Genomic DNA, 16,839 nt, shown 5'->3' on the forward strand with positions numbered 1-16,839 from the left:
CCATGGCACTGACAGCATCAGTCAAGGAAGAACTTTCCCGGCTGGATATCAAGAAGTCTTCGGTCCGCAAGGCTGAAGTGTCCGCCATGCTCCGTTTCGCCGGTGGCTTGCACATTATTTCCGGCCGGATCGTGATCGAGGCCGAAGTTGACCTCGCCTCCACCGCACGGCGGCTGCGCGCCGCCATCGCCGAGGTCTACGGGCACCAGAGCGAAATTATCGTTGTGTCCGGCGGCGGACTGCGCCGCGGCAGCCGCTACGTGGTCCGGGTGGTGCGCGACGGCGAAGCCCTCGCCCGCCAGACCGGCCTGCTGGACGCCCGGGGGCGCCCGGTGCGCGGGCTGCCCTCCGTAGTGGTGAATGGTTCCGCCGCTGACGCCGAGGCCGTCTGGCGCGGCGCCTTCCTGGCTCACGGATCCCTCACGGAACCCGGCCGGTCCTCGGCCATGGAGGTCACCTGCCCGGGCCCGGAGTCCGCCCTGGCGCTTGTCGGTGCGGCCCGCCGGCTCGGCATCCAGGCCAAGGCCCGTGAGGTCAGGGGAGTGGACCGTGTGGTCATCCGCGACGGCGACACGATCGCGGCGCTCCTGACCCGGATGGGCGCCCATGACGCGCTCATGGTCTGGGAGGAACGGCGGATGCGCAAAGAGGTCCGTGCCACCGCCAACCGGCTGGCCAACTTCGACGACGCCAACCTCCGGCGATCGGCGCAGGCAGCGGTAGCCGCCGGCGCCCGGGTGGACCGCGCGCTGGAAATTCTCGGTGATGACGTGCCGGACCATCTAAAGTACGCCGGCGAATTGCGGGTGGCCCACAAGCAGGCGAGCCTGGACGAGCTCGGCCGCCTTGCGGACCCTGTCATGACCAAGGACGCGATCGCCGGCCGGATCCGCCGGTTACTGGCCATGGCGGACAAACGCGCCCAGGACCTCGGCATTCCCGGCACGGAAGCCAACGTGACGCCGGAAATGCTGGACGAGTAGACCCGCCGGCGCAGCCCCTGCAGAATCGGATCGGGACGGTGGGAATACCTCGGGGGAACCGGAGGCTATGCCCAGTGGACGCCAATCCAGAAATTTCCGGGTGCCAAACCATCCGGATGCACAATCCGAGAGTTACCAACCGGACAACCAGTCCACGACATTGGAGGATTTTGTGACCGAGTACGTACTGCCCGAACTGGACTACGACTACGCCGCGCTGGAGCCCCATATCTCCGCAAGAATCATGGAACTGCACCACAGCAAGCACCATGCCGCGTACGTGGCCGGGGCCAACAACGCTCTCGCCCAGCTGGCCGAGGCCCGCGACAAGGGCGACTTCGCCAACATTAACCGCCTTTCCAAGGACCTCGCGTTCCACACCGGCGGCCACGTGAACCACTCCGTGTTCTGGAAGAACCTCTCCCCGGACGGCGGCGACAAGCCTGAGGGTGAGCTTGCGGCTGCGATCGACGATGCCTTTGGTTCCTTCGACGCTTTCCGTGCCCAGTTCACTGCCGCGGCCATGGGCCTGCAGGGCTCGGGCTGGGGCTTCCTCGCCTACGAGCCGATCGGCGGCAACCTGGTGATCGAGCAGCTGTATGACCAGCAGGGCAACGTTGCACTGGGCACCACCCCGCTGCTGATGCTGGACATGTGGGAGCACGCCTTCTACCTGGATTACGTGAACGTCAAGGCGGATTACGTGAAAGCGTTCTGGAACATCGTGAACTGGGCCGACGTCGCCAAGCGCTTCAACGCCGCGCGCACCAGCGCCACAGGGTTGATCACCCTCTAGCAGAGCCGGGGCACTTCTGCGTGGCAGAGTTCACGCACCCGTAACCAAGTTCACCGCACGGGCGGTTCAGCCCGAATCGTGGACGGTCCGCCCCCGCACTTGCGGGGGCGGACCAAGTTAAACGTAAGATGGATCACGGAAGGCGGTTAGCCTTCAGCAATGTGGCTGGTCGCCCTCCGATCTGTAATCATCTCTGCCCAATGGCGTGCGGGATCTGTTAGTTGGCTTGAGCGCCTTCTCAACTAGTCGTGCTTGCAAGAGCACCAAGGAGACTGAAAACGTGACCACCCGTATTGGTATTAACGGCTTCGGCCGTATTGGCCGCAACTACTTCCGCGCCGCACTCGCCCAGGGGGCGGACCTCGAGATCGTTGCAGTCAACGACCTCACCAGCCCGGAAGCACTCGCCCACCTCTTCAAGTACGACTCCGTCGGCGGGCGCCTGGCCGAATCCATCGAGGTCAAGGACGGCAACATCGTTGTCGACGGCAAGACCGTGAAGGTCCTCGCAGAACGGGACCCCGCCAACCTTCCGTGGGGTGAGCTCGGCGTCGACGTCGTGATCGAATCCACCGGCTTCTTCACCAAGGCCGCCGATGCGCAGAAGCACATCGACGCCGGTGCCAAGAAGGTCCTGATCTCCGCCCCCGCGTCGGACGAGGACATCACCATCGTGATGGGTGTCAACGAGGGTCTCTACGATCCGGCGGCGCACCACATCATCTCCAACGCCTCGTGCACCACCAACTGCCTCGGCCCGCTGGCCAAGGTCATCAATGACTCCTTCGGCATCGAGCGCGGCCTGATGACGACGATCCACGCCTACACCGCGGACCAGAACCTGCAGGACGGTCCGCACAAGGACCTCCGGCGCGCCCGGGCCGCTGCCATCAACATGGTCCCCACCTCGACGGGCGCAGCCAAGGCGATTGGCCTGGTCCTGCCGGCGCTCAAGGGCAAGCTCGATGGCTACGCCATCCGTGTACCCGTGCCCACCGGCTCCGCCACGGACCTGACCGTCGTCGTCTCCCGCGAAACCACCGTCGAGGAAGTCAACGCCGCCCTCAAGGCCGCATCCGAAACCCCTGAACTCAAGGGCCTGCTGACCTACACGGACGAGCCGATTGTCTCTTCGGACATCGTCGGGGACCCGGCATCCTCCATCTTCGACTCCGGCCTGACCAAGGTGATCGGCAACCAGGTCAAGGTCGTTTCCTGGTACGACAACGAGTGGGGCTACTCCAACCGCCTGGTGGACCTCACGGAGCTCGTCGCAGCCAAGCTGGGCTAGGGTAAGACTCATGACATTCCACACCCTCGACGAATTAATCGCTGATGGTGTCCGCGGGCGGTACGTTCTGGTGCGCAGTGACCTGAACGTGCCGCTCGACGGCTCTACAGTGACTGATGACGGCCGGATCAAGGCCTCCCTCCCAGTGCTGGCGAAGCTCACGGACGCCGGCGCCCGCGTGCTGGTCACAGCCCACCTCGGCCGCCCCAAGGGTGCGCCCGAGGACAAGTACTCGCTCAAGCCCGCCGTCGCCCGGCTGGCCGAGCTGGCCCCGTTCAATGTGTCCCTCGCGGAGGACACCGTCGGGGACGCCGCGAAGGCCGCGGCTGAGGCGTTGCAGGACGGCGAGGCCCTTGTCCTGGAGAACGTGCGTTTCGACGCCCGGGAGACGTCCAAGGACGACGCCGAACGGGGTGCCTTCGCGGATGAGCTCGTGGCCCTTACCGGCTCCGGCGGAGCTTTCGTGGACGACGCTTTCGGCGCGGTGCACCGAAAGCATGCATCCGTTTACGACGTCGCCACCCGGCTGCCGTCCTACCAGGGCGATCTGGTCCGCACCGAAGTTGAGGTGCTGCGCAAGCTCACCACCGACACCCAGCGGCCCTACGTCGTTGTGCTGGGCGGTTCCAAGGTCTCGGACAAGCTCGCTGTGATCAGCAACCTCATCGGCAAGGCAGACACGATCCTGGTAGGCGGCGGCATGCTGTTCACCTTCCTTGCCGCTGCAGGCCACAAAGTCGCCGGCAGCCTGCTCGAAGAGGACCAGATCCCGGTGGTCCGGGACTACCTCAACCGCGCGGCGGACGCCGGCACCGAATTCGTGGTTCCCACCGACGTCGTGGTCGCCGGCAAGTTCGCTGCCGACGCCGACCACGAAACGGTGCGCGCCGACGCAATGGAAGAGTCCGGCTTCGGTGCTTCCGGTATCGGCCTGGACATCGGACCGGAATCGGCGGCCGCGTTTGCGGAGCGGATCAAGGACGCGAAGACGGTGTTCTGGAACGGTCCCATGGGCGTGTTTGAGTTCCCGGCGTTCGCTGCCGGTACCCGCGCCATCGCCGAGGCCTTGACCGGAACGGACGCGTTCACCGTCGTCGGCGGCGGCGACTCCGCCGCTGCGGTCCGGACCCTCGGCTTCGCCGATGATCAGTTCGGGCACATTTCCACCGGCGGCGGCGCCAGCCTGGAGTACCTCGAAGGCAAGGAACTCCCGGGCCTCAGCGTCCTGGACCGCTAACCTTCCGGCCGGCAGGGCGCCCTGTCCCCGGACGGGGCGCCCTGCCGGCCTTTTTCACCGCTACCAACTTTTGGAGACCACGTGACTACGTCAACCAACGGCACCTTCGACCGCAAGCCCTTCATTGCGGGCAACTGGAAGATGAACATGGACCATGTCCAGGGCATCACCCTCCTGCAGAAACTGGCCTGGACTCTGTCCGATGCCAAGCACGATTACAGCCGGGTGGAGGTGGCCATCTTCCCGCCGTTCACCGATCTCCGCGGGGTCCAGACCTTGGTTCAGGGCGATGAGCTCAGCGTTGTATACGGCGGACAGGATCTCTCCCCGGCGGACTCCGGCGCTTACACCGGCGACATCTCCGGCCAGTTCCTCGCCAAGCTGGGCTGCAGCTACGTCCTGGTCGGCCACAGCGAACGCCGCACCATCCACCACGAGGCGGACGACGTCCTCAACGCCAAAACCAAGGCGGCCTTCAAGCACGGCCTCACCCCCGTGCTGTGCGTCGGCGAGGGCCTGGAAATCCGGCAGGCCGGAACCCATGTTGATCACACCCTGGCGCAGCTCCGCGCCGGCGTCGAAGGCCTTAGCCCCGAGCAGGCTGCGGAGCTCGTCGTCGCCTACGAGCCGGTCTGGGCGATCGGAACGGGCGAAGTCGCCGGTCCCGAGGACGCTCAGGAGATGTGCACCGCCATCCGTGCCGAGCTCGCCACCCTGTTCGGAGCGGACGTGGCCAACAAGACCCGGCTCCTCTATGGCGGTTCCGTGAAGGCCAACAACGCCGCGTCGATTCTCAAGGAACGCGACGTGGACGGATTGCTCGTGGGCGGCGCCAGCCTTGATGCCGCCGAGTTTGCTAACATTGTCAGGTTCGAGAGTCACCTGTTGACCGATTAGTTCGGACACCGTCGTGGCCCCCGCAATTCACCTCTTCTGAAAGGCCGTCGTGGACGTTCTTCATGTCATTCTGCAGGTCCTCCTGGGCATCACCAGTCTCTTGCTGACCCTGCTCATCCTGCTCCACAAAGGCCGCGGCGGAGGCCTCTCGGATATGTTCGGTGGCGGTATGACATCCGGCCTCAGCTCCTCCGGTGTGGCCGAAAGGAACCTGAACCGCTTCACGGTTATTCTCGGCGTCACCTGGGGTGTGGTGATTATCGGGCTGGGCCTGCTCATGCGATTCACCGGCGGCGGCGACTCCTAGCACCAAACCCTTAGAACCTGGAAGACTGCCTGCGAAGGCACAGGGTAAAAACTTCATCTAGGGCCCTGTGGCCCTCCCCGCATCGGGAACTCCAGATTTACACTGTGGCATTGCACGCGTGGCTGATTGCACGCGTATTATGTCCGCCGAGTAGCCAGGAGTTCCCGATGCTGCATTCTGCCCCCGGATTTCGGGGTATCCGTGTAGGAGCCACCGAGGGGGCTTCCCCGCGGCACGAGCCGCCCGACGGCATCCGCACACCCCGCATCCAGGTGATCTACCGCTGCGCCAAAGGCCACGAGACTCCGCTGATCTTTGCCCAGTTGCCGGACGAGCTGATCCCCGGTGTCTGGGACTGCCGCCGCTGCGGCGGAACGGCCACCCGCGACGAAGCCCAGTTCGCGTTGGAGGACATTCCGGCTGACGGCTTCAAGAGCCACCTGGAATACGTTAAAGAGCGGCGCTCCAGCCAGGACGCCGAAGACGTACTGGCCGGAGCGCTTGAGCGCCTTCGCGCCCGCCGCTGCCTCCCGGGGGGATAGCGGCGCTGACCACCCGGCAGGCGCTAGCCCTTCCGGACGAGCTGGGCCGGCACCCTGGCGGCCGCGTTCTCGTCGATCAGCCACAGCGTTTCGTTCCGGCCGCGCGGGCCCGCAGCCGGCACCTGCACCGGGTTGGCGCCGGCCAGGGCCAGGCCGACGGCCCCGGCCTTGTCCTCGCCGGCCACCACCATCCAGACTTCGGACGCGGTGTTGATCGCAGGCAGGGTCAGTGACACCCGCAGCGGCGGCGGCTTGGGGGAGTTGCGGACCCCGACCACGGTGAGTTCCTTCTCCCGGATGCCGGCCTGTTCCGGAAACAGCGACGCGATGTGCGCATCGGGCCCCACGCCGAGGAGGACGATGTCGAAGCGGGGGAGCGCAGCCGGCCGTTCCGGCCGGTCATCGGACATGTCCGCAGCGTGCTCGGCGGCTGCGGCCTCGGCCAGCCGCCGGGCATAGTCCGCGGCTGCCTGCTCCGCAGAGTCGAAGTCCGCCGTGGACCCGGGCACGTGGATCCGCGCAGGCTCCGCATTGATGTGCGCCAGGAGTGCCTCGTGCGCCTGGCCTGCGTTGCGTTCGGCGTCATCAGGCGCGACGAAGCGTTCGTCACCCCACCAGAAGTTGACCTTGGACCAGTCAACGGCGGGGGCCGCCGGGGATTCGGCCACGGCCTTCAACGAACCGATGCCCATCGACCCGCCGGTAAGTACCACAGTCGCCTCGCCGTGTTTGTCCTGGATGTCCACCAGCTTGGTGATCAGGCGGGCTGCGATGGCGGCCATGAGGACTGTCGAGTCGGGATGGATGCTTACTCTGGGTTCAGCGCTCACTGGGACGGACACTCCTTAGATTGGTACGCGGCAGTCCAATAGTAATCACTTCACCGAACACTTCGTCCGGGTCCAGTCGCCGCAACTCCTCCGCCAGGCAGTCCTTGAGGCTCCGGCGCGGCAGCGAGATGCGCTGCACCGGCTGGCCCGGCTGGCTCAGTTCTGCCACCGTCAGGCCCGGCCGGAACAGCTGCACGTCGCCGCCGGTCCGGGTGAGCCGCACCCGGCGAATGCCGGTGCCGGCCGGATCCGCGACGATTGTCACCGGCGCGTCCAGCGCCAGCGTAAGCCACGCTGCGAGCAGGATGGTGCTCGGCGAATCGGAGGCACCCTCGACGGCGACGGCCGTCACCGGGGAGCTGTCCACCTGGTCCAGGACCGCGGCCAGTTGGATCCGCCAGTTGGTCAAGCGGGTCCAGGCAAGGTCCGTGTCGCCGGCCTTGTAGGTGCGGCGGATGTTCTCCAGCGCGCGCTGCGGATCCGCCTCGTTGCCCGAGTCCGTGATCCGGCGGTGCGCGATCCCGCCGATGGAGGTCTGGCAGGCGTTCCTCGGGGCGCCGTGCGGCCACCAGGCCACGATCGGCGCATCAGGCAGCAGCAGGGCGGCGACCAGTGATTCGCTTTCCTCGGCGAGTTCCCCGTAACCGCGCAGCAGGATGACCTCCGAGGCACCGGCGTCGCCTCCCACCCGGATCTGTGCATCGAGGCGGGTCGGCGCCTCGGCTCCGGCGTCGGCGAGGACGATAATCCGGCAGGGATGCTCCCGGCTGGCCTCGTTGGCGGCTTCGATGGCCTCCTCTTCCAACCCGGACTTGGTCACGACCACGAGGGTAAGCACCCTGCCGAGCGCGATCACACCGCCCTGCTCGCGCAGGGCCATGATCTTCTTGGAGACCTTGGAGGTGGTGGTGTCGGGAAGATCTACAATCATGGCCTTCTCCAGGTTCGTCCGTCGCGGGCAAGGAGTTCGTGGGCGGAGGCAGGTCCCCAGCTGCCGGGTGCATAGGGTTCGGGCTGTTCCGCCAGGGATGCCCAATATTCCTCGAACGGATCCAGGATCTTCCAGGACAGCTCAACTTCAGCGTGTCGGGGGAAGAGCGGGGGCTCGCCAAGAAGCACGTCGAGAATGAGCCGTTCGTACGCCTCCGGGCTGGACTCCGTGAACGAGTGGCCATACCCGAAGTCCATAGTGACGTCGCGGACTTCCATCTGCGTGCCCGGAACCTTGGACCCGAAGCGGATGGTGGCACCTTCATCAGGCTGGACCCGGATGACGACAGCGTTTTGGCCGAAATCGTCCTCACCGTGGTCGGTGAAGAGCAGGTTCGGCGCACGCTTGAGCACGACCGCGATCTCGGTCACCCGGCGGCCCAGGCGCTTGCCGGCCCGCAGGTAGAACGGCACGCCGGCCCAGCGCCGGGTGTTGATGTCGACCCGGATGGCGGCAAACGTTTCCGTTTTGGAGTCGGCGGGAATGCCGTCCTCCTCCAGGTACCCTGCCACCTGCTCGCCGCCCTGCCAGCCGCCGGTGAACTGACCGCGGGCCGAATGCGTGGAGAGGTCCTCAGGGAGCCGGACGGCTGCGAGGACCTTTTCCTTCTCGGCGCGGAGATCGTCCGCGTTGAAAGAAATCGGCTCTTCCATGGCGGTCAGCGCCAAAAGCTGCAGCAAGTGGTTCTGGATGACGTCGCGGGCTGCACCCACGCCGTCGTAGTAACCTGCCCGGCCGCCGGTTCCGATGTCCTCGGCCATGGTGATCTGGACGTGGTCCACGTAGTTGGCGTTCCAGAGCGGCTCGAAGAGCTGGTTGGCGAAGCGCAGCGCCAGAATGTTCTGCACTGTCTCTTTCCCCAGGTAGTGGTCGATCCGGAAGACCGCGTCCGGTGGAAAGACCGATTCCACGATGTCGTTGAGCTGGCGTGCCGATTCAAGGTTGTGGCCGAAAGGCTTCTCGATGACCACGCGCCGCCACTTGTCACCCTCGGCCTGGGCCAGTCCGTGCTTGGACAGCTGCCGGCAGACGAGTTCGAAGGCGTTGGGTGGGATGGACAGGTAGAACGCGTGGTTGCCGCGCGTGCCACGCTGTTCGTCCAGTTCGTCGATGGTTTCGCTCAACCGCTTGAAGGCGTCGTCGTCGTCAAACTCGCCCTGCACGAACCGGATGCCTTTGGAGAGCTGCGTCCAGACCGTCTCGTCGAAGGGGGTGCGGGCGTAGGCCTTGACCGCCGCCTTCACCTCCGCGGCGAAGTCCTCGTTTTCCCAGTTCCGCCTGGCGAAGCCAACGAGGGCGAAGCTCGGTGGGAGCAGCCCCCGGTTGGCGAGGTCGTACACGGCCGGCATGAGTTTCTTCCGGGCCAGGTCCCCAGTGACCCCAAACAGGACCAGCGACGACGGTCCTGCAATACGGTTCAGGCGCCTGTCCCGCGGATCGCGGAGCGGATTGCGCCGCGGCCCCCCGGAAGGACGGCTGCCGTTGTATTTTTCTGGCATGGTTACGTGGGTGCCTTAGCTTTCGGTGGAGGGTGCGGCGTGGCCGGCCAGGGTGGAGACGAGTTCCTGGAACTGGCGGACGCCAGCCCCGCGGTCCGTGAGGTGCAGCCGGAGAACCGGCCGGCCGTGGTCGGAGAGCACCTGTGCGTCGCCGGCGGCCTGGGCTGAGATCAGCTCACCGAAGGTGAAGGGGCGGTCAGGGATCGCCAGGTCGGTGGCGGCAGCGGCAGTGACCTGCAGAAAGACGCCGATCGCGGGGCCGCCTTTGTGGAACTGGCCGGTGGAGTGCAGGAACCGCGGGCCCCAGCCGAAGGTCACGGGACGGCCGCTGAGGGCTGCCAGCTGGTCACGGACGCCCTCCAGCGGCGCGTAGGCCAGACGGTCGAAATAAGCCTGCACGCTGAGGTAGTCTTCCGGGCCCAGCTCGCCGAGGAGCGCGCTGACGGCATCAGCGGCGGTGCTTGCTCCGCCGAGCCAGTCTCCGCCGCGGACTTCGATGGCACCGTCGGTGAAGGCCGCCGGCGTCGGTTCCGGCTGCGCGTCCAGCAGACCGCGCGCCGCCACTTTGGCGGCCTCGACGTCCGGCTGGTCGTAGGGATTGATCCTGAGGAGGCGCCCGGCCACCGCTGTGGCGAATTCCCACGTCATCATCTGGGTGGGCAGGCCCCCGGCGATGGCGACTTCATTCTCACCGAGTTCGACGTCGGCGTCCGCCGCGACGAGGCGGACCACGAGGACGTCCGGTGCGCCGAGGGTGGCTTCGGGGGAGCGGGGGCCGGCGACCACCGGCAGCACCCCGGTGCCGAGCTTGCCGGTGGATTCGGCGATGAGCTGTTCGGCCCAGTCCGCAAAGCCTTTGATGCCGGAGCCGTCCTCGGCGATGACCACTTTGTTGCGCAGCGGGCTGGTGCCGCCCAGCGCGGCACCGAGGGCGAGGCCGATGTTTTCCGCACCGTCCTCGTTGAGAACCTCGGCGGCCTCCTCCGCTTCGTCAAGAAACGCCTGGATGTCCACACCGGCGAGGCCGCAGGGAACCATTCCGAACGCGGTGAGCGCCGAGTATCGGCCGCCGACGTTGGGGTCCGCGTTGAAAACAGCCCGGTAGCCCGCCTCGCGGGAAGCTTTGTCCAGGGGCGAACCCGGATCGGTGACGATCACGATCCGGCTCTTCGCATCCAGACCCGCCTCAGTGAACGCGTGCTCAAAGATGCGGCGCTGGGAATCCGTTTCCAGCGTGGAACCGGACTTGGAGGACACGACGATTGCGGTTTCAGCCAGCCGGTCTGCGAGGGCAGCGGCAACCTGTTCCGGGTCGGTGCTGTCCAGCACTGCCAGCTCGACGCCCGCGGTTCCGGCGATGACTTCGGGGGCCAGCGAGGAACCGCCCATGCCGCACAGCACGATCCGGCTGACGCCCTCGGCGCGCAAGGCGTCCCGCAGGGCCAGGATGTCCGCGACCAGCGCCTGGGAGACGGTGGCCGCCTCAACCCAGCCGAGCCGGACGGACGCCTCGGCCTCGGCCTCGGGGCCCCACAGGGTGGCGTCCTTCGCGAAGATCCGCGTGGCGACCTTTTCTTCGAGCAGGGCGGGCAGGTGCTGGTCGTGGGCCAGGCGGGCGGCGCCTGTGGCGTCGTAGCTGAGAGTGGTCATGGACTATGCGTCCTTCCGTGCAGCGGCGAGGGCAATCTCGACGTCGGCGAGCAGTTCCTTCCAGCTTGCCACGAACTTGTCGAGGCCTTCGGTCTCGAGCAACGCGACGACCTCGTTGTAGGAGATTCCGAGGCCGTCCAGCGCGTTCAGCGTGGCGTTGGCGTCGTCGTAGCCGCGGCTGATCGTGTTGCCCGTGACGGTGCCGTGGTCGAAGGTCGCGTCGAGTGTCTTTTCCGGCATGGTGTTCACGACGCCGGGGGCGACGAGTTCCGTGACGTACAGGGTGTCCGGGTAAGCCGGATCCTTGACGCCGGTGGAGGCCCACAGTGGACGCTGCGGGAGGGCACCCGCGTCCGCCAGGAGGGCCCAGCGTTCGGTGGCGAAGAGCTCTTCGTAGACCTGGTAGGCCAGCCGGGCGTTTGCCAGGCCCGCTTTGCCCTTGAGGGCCCGGGCTTCATCGGTGCCGATCGCGTCGAGCCGCTTATCCACTTCGGAGTCAACGCGGGAGACGAAGAACGACGCCACCGAGTGGATCGCAGCGAGGTCGTGGCCGTTGTCCTTGGCCTGCTCCAGGCCGCTCTGGAAGGCGTTGATGACGGCCCGGTAGCGCTCCAGCGAGAAGATCAGGGTGACGTTGACGCTGATGCCGGCGGCCAGCGTTGCCGTGATCGCTTCCAGGCCCTCCAGGGTGGCCGGGATTTTGATCAGGACGTTGTCCTTATTCACGCGTTTGTAGAGTGCCTTGGCCTCGGCAATGGTGCCGGCCGCGTCCCAGGCCAGGCGGGGGTCAACCTCGATCGACACCCGGCCGTCCACGCCCTTGGTCGCGGCGGCCACCGGGGCGAAGAGGTCGCAGGCGTCGGCGACGTCGGTGGTGGTGATGGAGAAGACAGTCTCCTCGACGCTGTTGCCGGCGGCCGCCTGCGCGGCGATGACGGTGTCGTAGTCGTGGGCGACCGCGAGGGCCGACTGGAAGATGCTCGGGTTGGTGGTGACCCCGACAACGTTCTTCTCTTCGATCAGTTTGCGCAGGGTGCCGGTATCCAGGCGTCCGCGGGACAGGTCATCGAGCCAGATGGAGACGCCGGCATCGGAGAGCTGCTGCGTGGGGGTAGAGCTGGGGGTGGTGGTCATAAGTCACTCCTGGAGTCTGGGGCCGCCGCCACGGTACGGGACAGCGGCCCGAAAACGAAAAAGGTACTGGTTAGGCCTTGAGGCCGGCGAGGGAGTCCCTGGCGGCGGCCGCTACGGCCTCCGCGGTGATGCCGAACTCCTGGAAGAGGCGCTTGTAGTCCGCCGAGGCGCCGAAGTGCTCGAGGGAGATGGAACGGCCGGCGTCGCCGACAAATTCCTTCCAGCCCAGGGCAAGTCCGGCCTCCACGGATACCCGGGCCTTGACGGCGGCAGGGAGCACCGCTTCGCGGTAGGCGGCGTCCTGGGCGTTGAACCACTCCACGCACGGCATGGAAACGACGCGGGTGGGGATGCCCTGGGCCTGCAGGGCTTCACGGGCCTCCACCGCGAGTTGGACCTCCGATCCGGTGCCGATCAGGATGACCTGAGCCTTGGCGGTGCGGCCGTCGGCTGAGGCCTCGGCCAGGACGTAGCCGCCGCGGGCCACACCGGCGGCGGAACCGAAGGTGTCCCCCTCGGCCTCTGACGTTCCGCGGGCGTAGGTGGGGATGTTCTGGCGGGTCAGTACGATCCCGGCGGGGTTCGCGTGGTTCTCGAGCATGACCTTCCAGGCTGCCGCGACCTCATTGGCGTCGCCGGGGCGGACAACATCCAGGCCCGGGATGGCGCGCAGAGCGGCCAGCTGCTCCACCGGCTGGTGCGTGGGTCCGTCCTCGCCGAGCCCGATGGAGTCGTGGGTCCAGACGTAGAGGGCCGGGGCGCCCATGAGGGCGCCGAGCCGGATGGCCGGGCGCTGGTAGTCGCTGAAGATCAGGAAAGTGCCGGAGAACGCGCGGGTGCGGCCGTGCAGGCTGATGCCGTTGACGATCGAGGCAGCGGCGTGTTCGCGGATGCCGAAGTGCAGCACGCGGCCGTAGGGGTTGCCCTTCCACGCCGCCGTGGACCGGGAGGCCGGGATAAAGGAGGGCGAACTCTCGATCGTGGTGTTGTTGGACTCGGCGAGGTCGGCCGAACCGCCCCACAATTCCGGCATGACCGGGGCGATCGCGTTCAGGACCTTGCCGGACGCGGCGCGGGTCGAGACGTCCTTGCCGGCTTCGAACACCGGCAGGGCGGAATCGAGTCCGGCGGGGAGCTTGCGCGCTTCGACGCGCTCGAGCAGCGCAGCGGCCTCGGGGTTTCCGGACTGCCACGCCTCAAAGGCCTGCTGCCATTCGCTGCGCGCAGCCGCGCCGCGGTCCGCAGCTTCGCGGGCGTGGGCCAGGACCTCGTCGTCGACCTGGAAGGTGCGCTCCGGGTCGAACCCGAGGATGTCCTTCAATGCGGCGACTTCCTCGGCGCCGAGGGCGGAGCCATGGATCTTGCCGGTATTCTGCTTCTTCGGGGCCGGGTAGCCGATGATGGTGCGCAGCGAAATGATGGACGGCTTGCCCGTCTCGGCCTTGGCCGCGACAAGTGCGGCGTGCAGTTCCTGCACGTCTTCCTTGTACTCACCGGTGCGGGTCCAGTCCACGCGCTGGGTGTGCCAGCCGTAGGCCTCGTAGCGCTTCAGGACATCCTCGGTGAAAGCGATGTCGGTGTCGTCCTCGATGGAGATGTGGTTCTCGTCGTAGATGACCACGAGGTTGCCGAGCTCCTGGTGCCCGGCGAGAGAGGAAGCCTCAGCCGTGACGCCTTCCTGCAGGTCGCCGTCGGAGGCGATCACCCAGACGGTGTGGTCGAACGGGCTGGTGCCGGGGGCGGCATCGGCGTCGAACAGGCCGCGTTGGCGGCGCTGGGAGAATGCGAAACCTACGGCCATGGCCAGACCCTGGCCGAGCGGGCCGGTGGTCACTTCCACGCCCGCGGTGTGCTTGTACTCCGGGTGCCCCGGAGTCAATGAACCCCACGTGCGCAGCGCCTCGAGGTCGGACAGTTCCAGGCCGTAGCCGGAGAGAAAAAGCTGGATGTATAGCGTCAGGGAGGTGTGGCCGGGGGAGAGGACAAACCGGTCACGTCCCAGCCAGTCAGGGTTCTTCGGGTCGTGCCGCATCAGCTTGTGGAAGAGAAGGTACGCGGCCGGAGCCAGGCTCATGGCGGTCCCGGGGTGCCCGTTTCCGACCTTCTCCACGGCATCCGCGGCGAGGACGCGGATGGTGTCCACGGCGCGGTCGTCCAAGCTGGTCCATGACAGTTCTTGCTCTTCCAAATGTGGCACGAAAACCGGGCCCCTCTCTGTGCTGACGGCGGGCGGTAAGGGCAGTCCCGTCCGGGGCACAGTGTGGTGCCCGCTGCGGTACGTCCCAGCCGTTCACCATCGAAACGTTGATCTATCCTTCAGCCGCGAATGGGCGAATGGACATCTGCGGTAATAGCGGATGGACACCTCAGACATTGGGACCGCCGATGTGGCGGTCCCGTGCGCGCTGATCTGCAGACAGCTTAGCCCCATTCGCCCGGGCAGGCGCGGTTTATCTCACCAACTGGACCGGATTTCGCCCTCGAGTGAATCACCGGCCTCCGGGGCGGCTGTGGGCACGCGCTGCCACGCGATAATCTGTGTGGCCTCCGGGAGCGGTATGATGGGCGTGGCTACCAACGGGGGCGGGGACACGGCTGTGCGCTGCTTGTGGACCTTTGCGAAAAGCAACCCGTGTTGCGAAAACAAGCCGGACTGAACAGCCAGACAGAACAGAGTGACTGCCACCGTGAGCACAACACATACGCCGCTGACCGCTTCTCTTCCGCGCGGACGGGCCGGCTTCGCCCGCAAAGCCAAGGCCTACCTGGCGCTCACTAAACCCCGCGTCATCGAGCTGCTGCTCGTCAGCACCCTGCCTACCATGATCTACGCCGAGCGCGGCTTCCCATCCATCGGTCTGATCCTGGCGACCCTCGTGGGCGGCGCCTTCGCCGCTGGCAGCGCAGGAGCGTTTAACTGCTACATCGACCGGGACATCGATAAACTCATGCACCGCACCGAGAACCGGCCGCTGGTCACCGGTGAGGTCACGCCACGGGAAGCGATGGTGTTTTCCTGGCTGCTGGGCGCGGCGGCAATTGCCATTCTCTGGTTCGGCGCCAACCCGCTCGCAGCGTGGCTGGGGCTGGGTGCGATCGTCTTCTACGTGGTCATCTACACCATGATCCTCAAACGACGCACCGCACAGAACATCGTCTGGGGCGGCGCCGCCGGCTGCTTCCCCGTGCTGATCGCATGGGCCGCGGTGACCAACACCGTGGAGTGGCCCGCCGTCGTGCTCTTCATGGTCATCTTCCTCTGGACACCGCCCCACTACTGGCCGCTGTCCATGCGCTACGGCGAGGACTACCGCAACGCCAAGGTCCCGATGCTCGGTGCGATCGCCGGCGCCAAAGTCGTATCCGTCCAGGTGGTCCTGTACGCATGGGCCATGGTGGTGTGCTCGCTGCTGCTGATTCCGGCGGGCGGCGCCGGCTGGGTCTACACCGCCACCGCCGTGCTCGCCGGAGCCTGGTTCCTCCACGAATCGCACGGCCTCTACAACCGGGCGCAGGCCGGGGACGTCTCCAATAAGGGCGCCATGAAAGTCTTCCATGGCTCGATCAGCTACCTGACCCTGCTCTTCCTCGCCCTCGCGGTTGATCCGTTCGTCGGCTCCGCCATCATGGGAAGCTGACCGGCGGCTTCCAGCAAACAACGACGCGGGGTCAGTTACCGCCCGGTCCGAGGATTCGGAACGGGCGGTAGTTGACCCCGCGTTGCTGGGTGAGATCCCTACTTCACCGGGCTGCTGCGGGCGAGGTCGGCGGCGTTGACCGCCGCGCTCATGAGAAGTGCCGAGCCGAGCATGTGCGCGGCGACCAGAAGCGCCGGGATGCCGTTGTAATACTGTGTGAAACCGATGACCGCCTGCAGCACAGTGACGCCCAGCAGCAGAGCGACGGCGGTGCGGAACGCACCGGAAATCCTGCCCCGCACCACGAGGAACACCGCGAACAGCGCCCCGGCTGTCACCAGGTAGGCCGGAACCGCGTGGATGTGCGAGAAAAGGTCCCAGTCCAGGTCGTTGCGGGGGGCGTCGGCGTCGCCAGCGTGCGGGCCTGCCCCGGTGACCACCACACCCAGGCAGACCGCCACGGCGGAGAACAAGGCGAGGGCAGCCGTCAGCGGACGCGCCACACCCGGCAGGGCCGGGAGTGCGGCGGTGCGGAACTTCCCGGTCCGGCCGAATGCGCGGTTGACCAGCAGCGTGGCCACCACCACGAGGGCCATGGAGACCAGGAAATGCAGGCCCACCACCCACGGGTTGAGCTGGGTCAGCACGGTGATGCCGCCGATCACGGCCTGCGCCGGGATGCTGGCGAGCAGGGCCAGGGCCAGCAGGAAAAGGTCGCGGCGTTCCCGGCGCAGATTCCACAAGTACACCAGCATGGCGACGGCGACGGCGGCCAGCGCGAACGTCAGCAGCCGGTTGCCGAATTCGATGATCCCGTGGATCCCCATTTCCGGGGTATTCACCAGCGAGGAGTCCGTGCACCGCGGCCACGTGGGGCAGCCCAGGCCCGAGGCGGTGAGACGGACGGCGCCGCCGGTGACGATCAGGAGGGTCTGGCCGATCAGGGACAGCACCGCCAGCCGCTTGACCGCCGTATTAACGGTGTCGGGCAGCCAGGGGATGGTGCGGGAAGCGGTCCGGGGTGTACGGGAGGCCGTGCTCACA

The 16,839-nt window shown here is 66.7% G+C and carries 15 protein-coding genes; 8 read left to right on the forward strand and 7 right to left on the reverse strand.

Translation table 11 applies throughout. The annotated features are described in order from the left end of the window. Nucleotides 1-2 precede the first annotated feature (2 nt). From whiA to RCH15_RS06005, 7 genes are all read left to right on the forward strand, one after another. A complete protein-coding gene (gene whiA / locus RCH15_RS05975; RefSeq protein ID WP_066438143.1) occupies nucleotides 3-983 on the forward strand; it encodes a DNA-binding protein WhiA in 981 nt (326 codons plus the stop codon). A gap of 172 nt (nucleotides 984-1,155) precedes the next feature. Continuing rightward, nucleotides 1,156-1,779 (forward strand): superoxide dismutase, encoded by a 624-nt coding sequence (locus RCH15_RS05980; protein ID WP_326959026.1) that lies wholly within the window; start codon nucleotides 1,156-1,158, stop codon nucleotides 1,777-1,779. 280 nt (nucleotides 1,780-2,059) lie between these two features. Then, nucleotides 2,060-3,070 (forward strand): type I glyceraldehyde-3-phosphate dehydrogenase, encoded by a 1,011-nt coding sequence (gene gap, locus RCH15_RS05985; protein WP_326959028.1) that lies wholly within the window; start codon nucleotides 2,060-2,062, stop codon nucleotides 3,068-3,070. Between the two features lie 10 nt (nucleotides 3,071-3,080). Next, nucleotides 3,081-4,307 (forward strand): phosphoglycerate kinase, encoded by a 1,227-nt coding sequence (locus RCH15_RS05990; protein WP_326959030.1) that lies wholly within the window; start codon nucleotides 3,081-3,083, stop codon nucleotides 4,305-4,307. Nucleotides 4,308-4,388: 81 nt separating this feature from the next. Beyond that, nucleotides 4,389-5,204, forward strand: a complete 816-nt coding sequence (gene tpiA / locus RCH15_RS05995; protein WP_326959032.1) for a triose-phosphate isomerase — start codon at nucleotides 4,389-4,391, stop codon at nucleotides 5,202-5,204. Between the two features lie 49 nt (nucleotides 5,205-5,253). Then, on the forward strand, nucleotides 5,254-5,511 hold the full coding sequence (gene secG / locus RCH15_RS06000; protein WP_326959034.1) for a preprotein translocase subunit SecG: 258 nt from the start codon (nucleotides 5,254-5,256) through the stop codon (nucleotides 5,509-5,511). Nucleotides 5,512-5,678: 167 nt separating this feature from the next. Beyond that, the gene (locus RCH15_RS06005) at nucleotides 5,679-6,053 is read left to right on the forward strand and encodes an RNA polymerase-binding protein RbpA (protein ID WP_326959035.1); all 375 of its coding nucleotides are present in this window, start codon (nucleotides 5,679-5,681) and stop codon (nucleotides 6,051-6,053) included. A gap of 23 nt (nucleotides 6,054-6,076) precedes the next feature. Here the strand turns inward: RCH15_RS06005 and pgl are convergent, their stop codons facing one another. The 6 genes from pgl to tkt all read right to left on the reverse strand — a co-directional run bounded on the left by pgl (nucleotide 6,077) and on the right by tkt (nucleotide 14,345). Further along, on the reverse strand, nucleotides 6,077-6,883 hold the full coding sequence (gene pgl, locus RCH15_RS06010; protein WP_326959037.1) for a 6-phosphogluconolactonase: 807 nt from the start codon (nucleotides 6,881-6,883) through the stop codon (nucleotides 6,077-6,079). Next, a complete protein-coding gene (locus tag RCH15_RS06015; RefSeq protein WP_326959039.1) occupies nucleotides 6,873-7,814 on the reverse strand; it encodes a glucose-6-phosphate dehydrogenase assembly protein OpcA in 942 nt (313 codons plus the stop codon). Before RCH15_RS06015 ends, pgl begins: the two co-directional genes overlap by 11 nt. Continuing rightward, nucleotides 7,811-9,373, reverse strand: coding sequence for a glucose-6-phosphate dehydrogenase (zwf, locus tag RCH15_RS06020; protein WP_326959041.1), 1,563 nt, complete (start codon nucleotides 9,371-9,373; stop codon nucleotides 7,811-7,813). The genes RCH15_RS06015 and zwf overlap by 4 nt, the downstream gene beginning before the upstream one ends. Before the next feature lie 15 nt (nucleotides 9,374-9,388). Then, nucleotides 9,389-11,023: a glucose-6-phosphate isomerase gene (locus RCH15_RS06025; protein ID WP_326959043.1), complete on the reverse strand. Its 1,635-nt coding sequence runs from the start codon at nucleotides 11,021-11,023 to the stop codon at nucleotides 9,389-9,391. Nucleotides 11,024-11,026: 3 nt separating this feature from the next. Next, nucleotides 11,027-12,157, reverse strand: a complete 1,131-nt coding sequence (gene tal / locus RCH15_RS06030) for a transaldolase (protein WP_326959045.1) — start codon at nucleotides 12,155-12,157, stop codon at nucleotides 11,027-11,029. 70 nt (nucleotides 12,158-12,227) lie between these two features. Continuing rightward, on the reverse strand, nucleotides 12,228-14,345 hold the full coding sequence (gene tkt, locus RCH15_RS06035; RefSeq protein ID WP_326959147.1) for a transketolase: 2,118 nt from the start codon (nucleotides 14,343-14,345) through the stop codon (nucleotides 12,228-12,230). Between the two features lie 487 nt (nucleotides 14,346-14,832). Between tkt and RCH15_RS06040 the strand changes: the two genes are divergently transcribed. After that, on the forward strand, nucleotides 14,833-15,795 hold the full coding sequence (locus RCH15_RS06040) for a heme o synthase (protein WP_326959047.1): 963 nt from the start codon (nucleotides 14,833-14,835) through the stop codon (nucleotides 15,793-15,795). 98 nt (nucleotides 15,796-15,893) lie between these two features. Here the strand turns inward: RCH15_RS06040 and RCH15_RS06045 are convergent, their stop codons facing one another. Then, a complete protein-coding gene (locus tag RCH15_RS06045) occupies nucleotides 15,894-16,838 on the reverse strand; it encodes a COX15/CtaA family protein (RefSeq protein ID WP_326959049.1) in 945 nt (314 codons plus the stop codon). Nucleotide 16,839: the final 1 nt, after the last annotated feature.

Origin of the sequence: Arthrobacter sp. MP_M4, assembly GCF_035984855.1 — a bacterium.
GTDB lineage: Bacteria > Actinomycetota > Actinomycetes > Actinomycetales > Micrococcaceae > Arthrobacter.

Excerpts from the sequence above, each read along its gene's own strand:
- whiA (WP_066438143.1), top strand. The coding sequence starts at position 3 with ATGGCACTGACAGCATCAGTCAAGGAAGAACTTTCCCGGCTGGATATC.
- RCH15_RS05990 (WP_326959030.1), top strand. The coding sequence starts at position 3,081 with ATGACATTCCACACCCTCGACGAATTAATCGCTGATGGTGTCCGCGGG.
- RCH15_RS06005 (WP_326959035.1), top strand. The coding sequence starts at position 5,679 with ATGCTGCATTCTGCCCCCGGATTTCGGGGTATCCGTGTAGGAGCCACC.
- RCH15_RS06015 (WP_326959039.1), bottom strand. The coding sequence starts at position 7,814 with ATGATTGTAGATCTTCCCGACACCACCACCTCCAAGGTCTCCAAGAAG.
- zwf (WP_326959041.1), bottom strand. The coding sequence starts at position 9,373 with ATGCCAGAAAAATACAACGGCAGCCGTCCTTCCGGGGGGCCGCGGCGC.
- RCH15_RS06025 (WP_326959043.1), bottom strand. The coding sequence starts at position 11,023 with ATGACCACTCTCAGCTACGACGCCACAGGCGCCGCCCGCCTGGCCCAC.
- tal (WP_326959045.1), bottom strand. The coding sequence starts at position 12,157 with ATGACCACCACCCCCAGCTCTACCCCCACGCAGCAGCTCTCCGATGCC.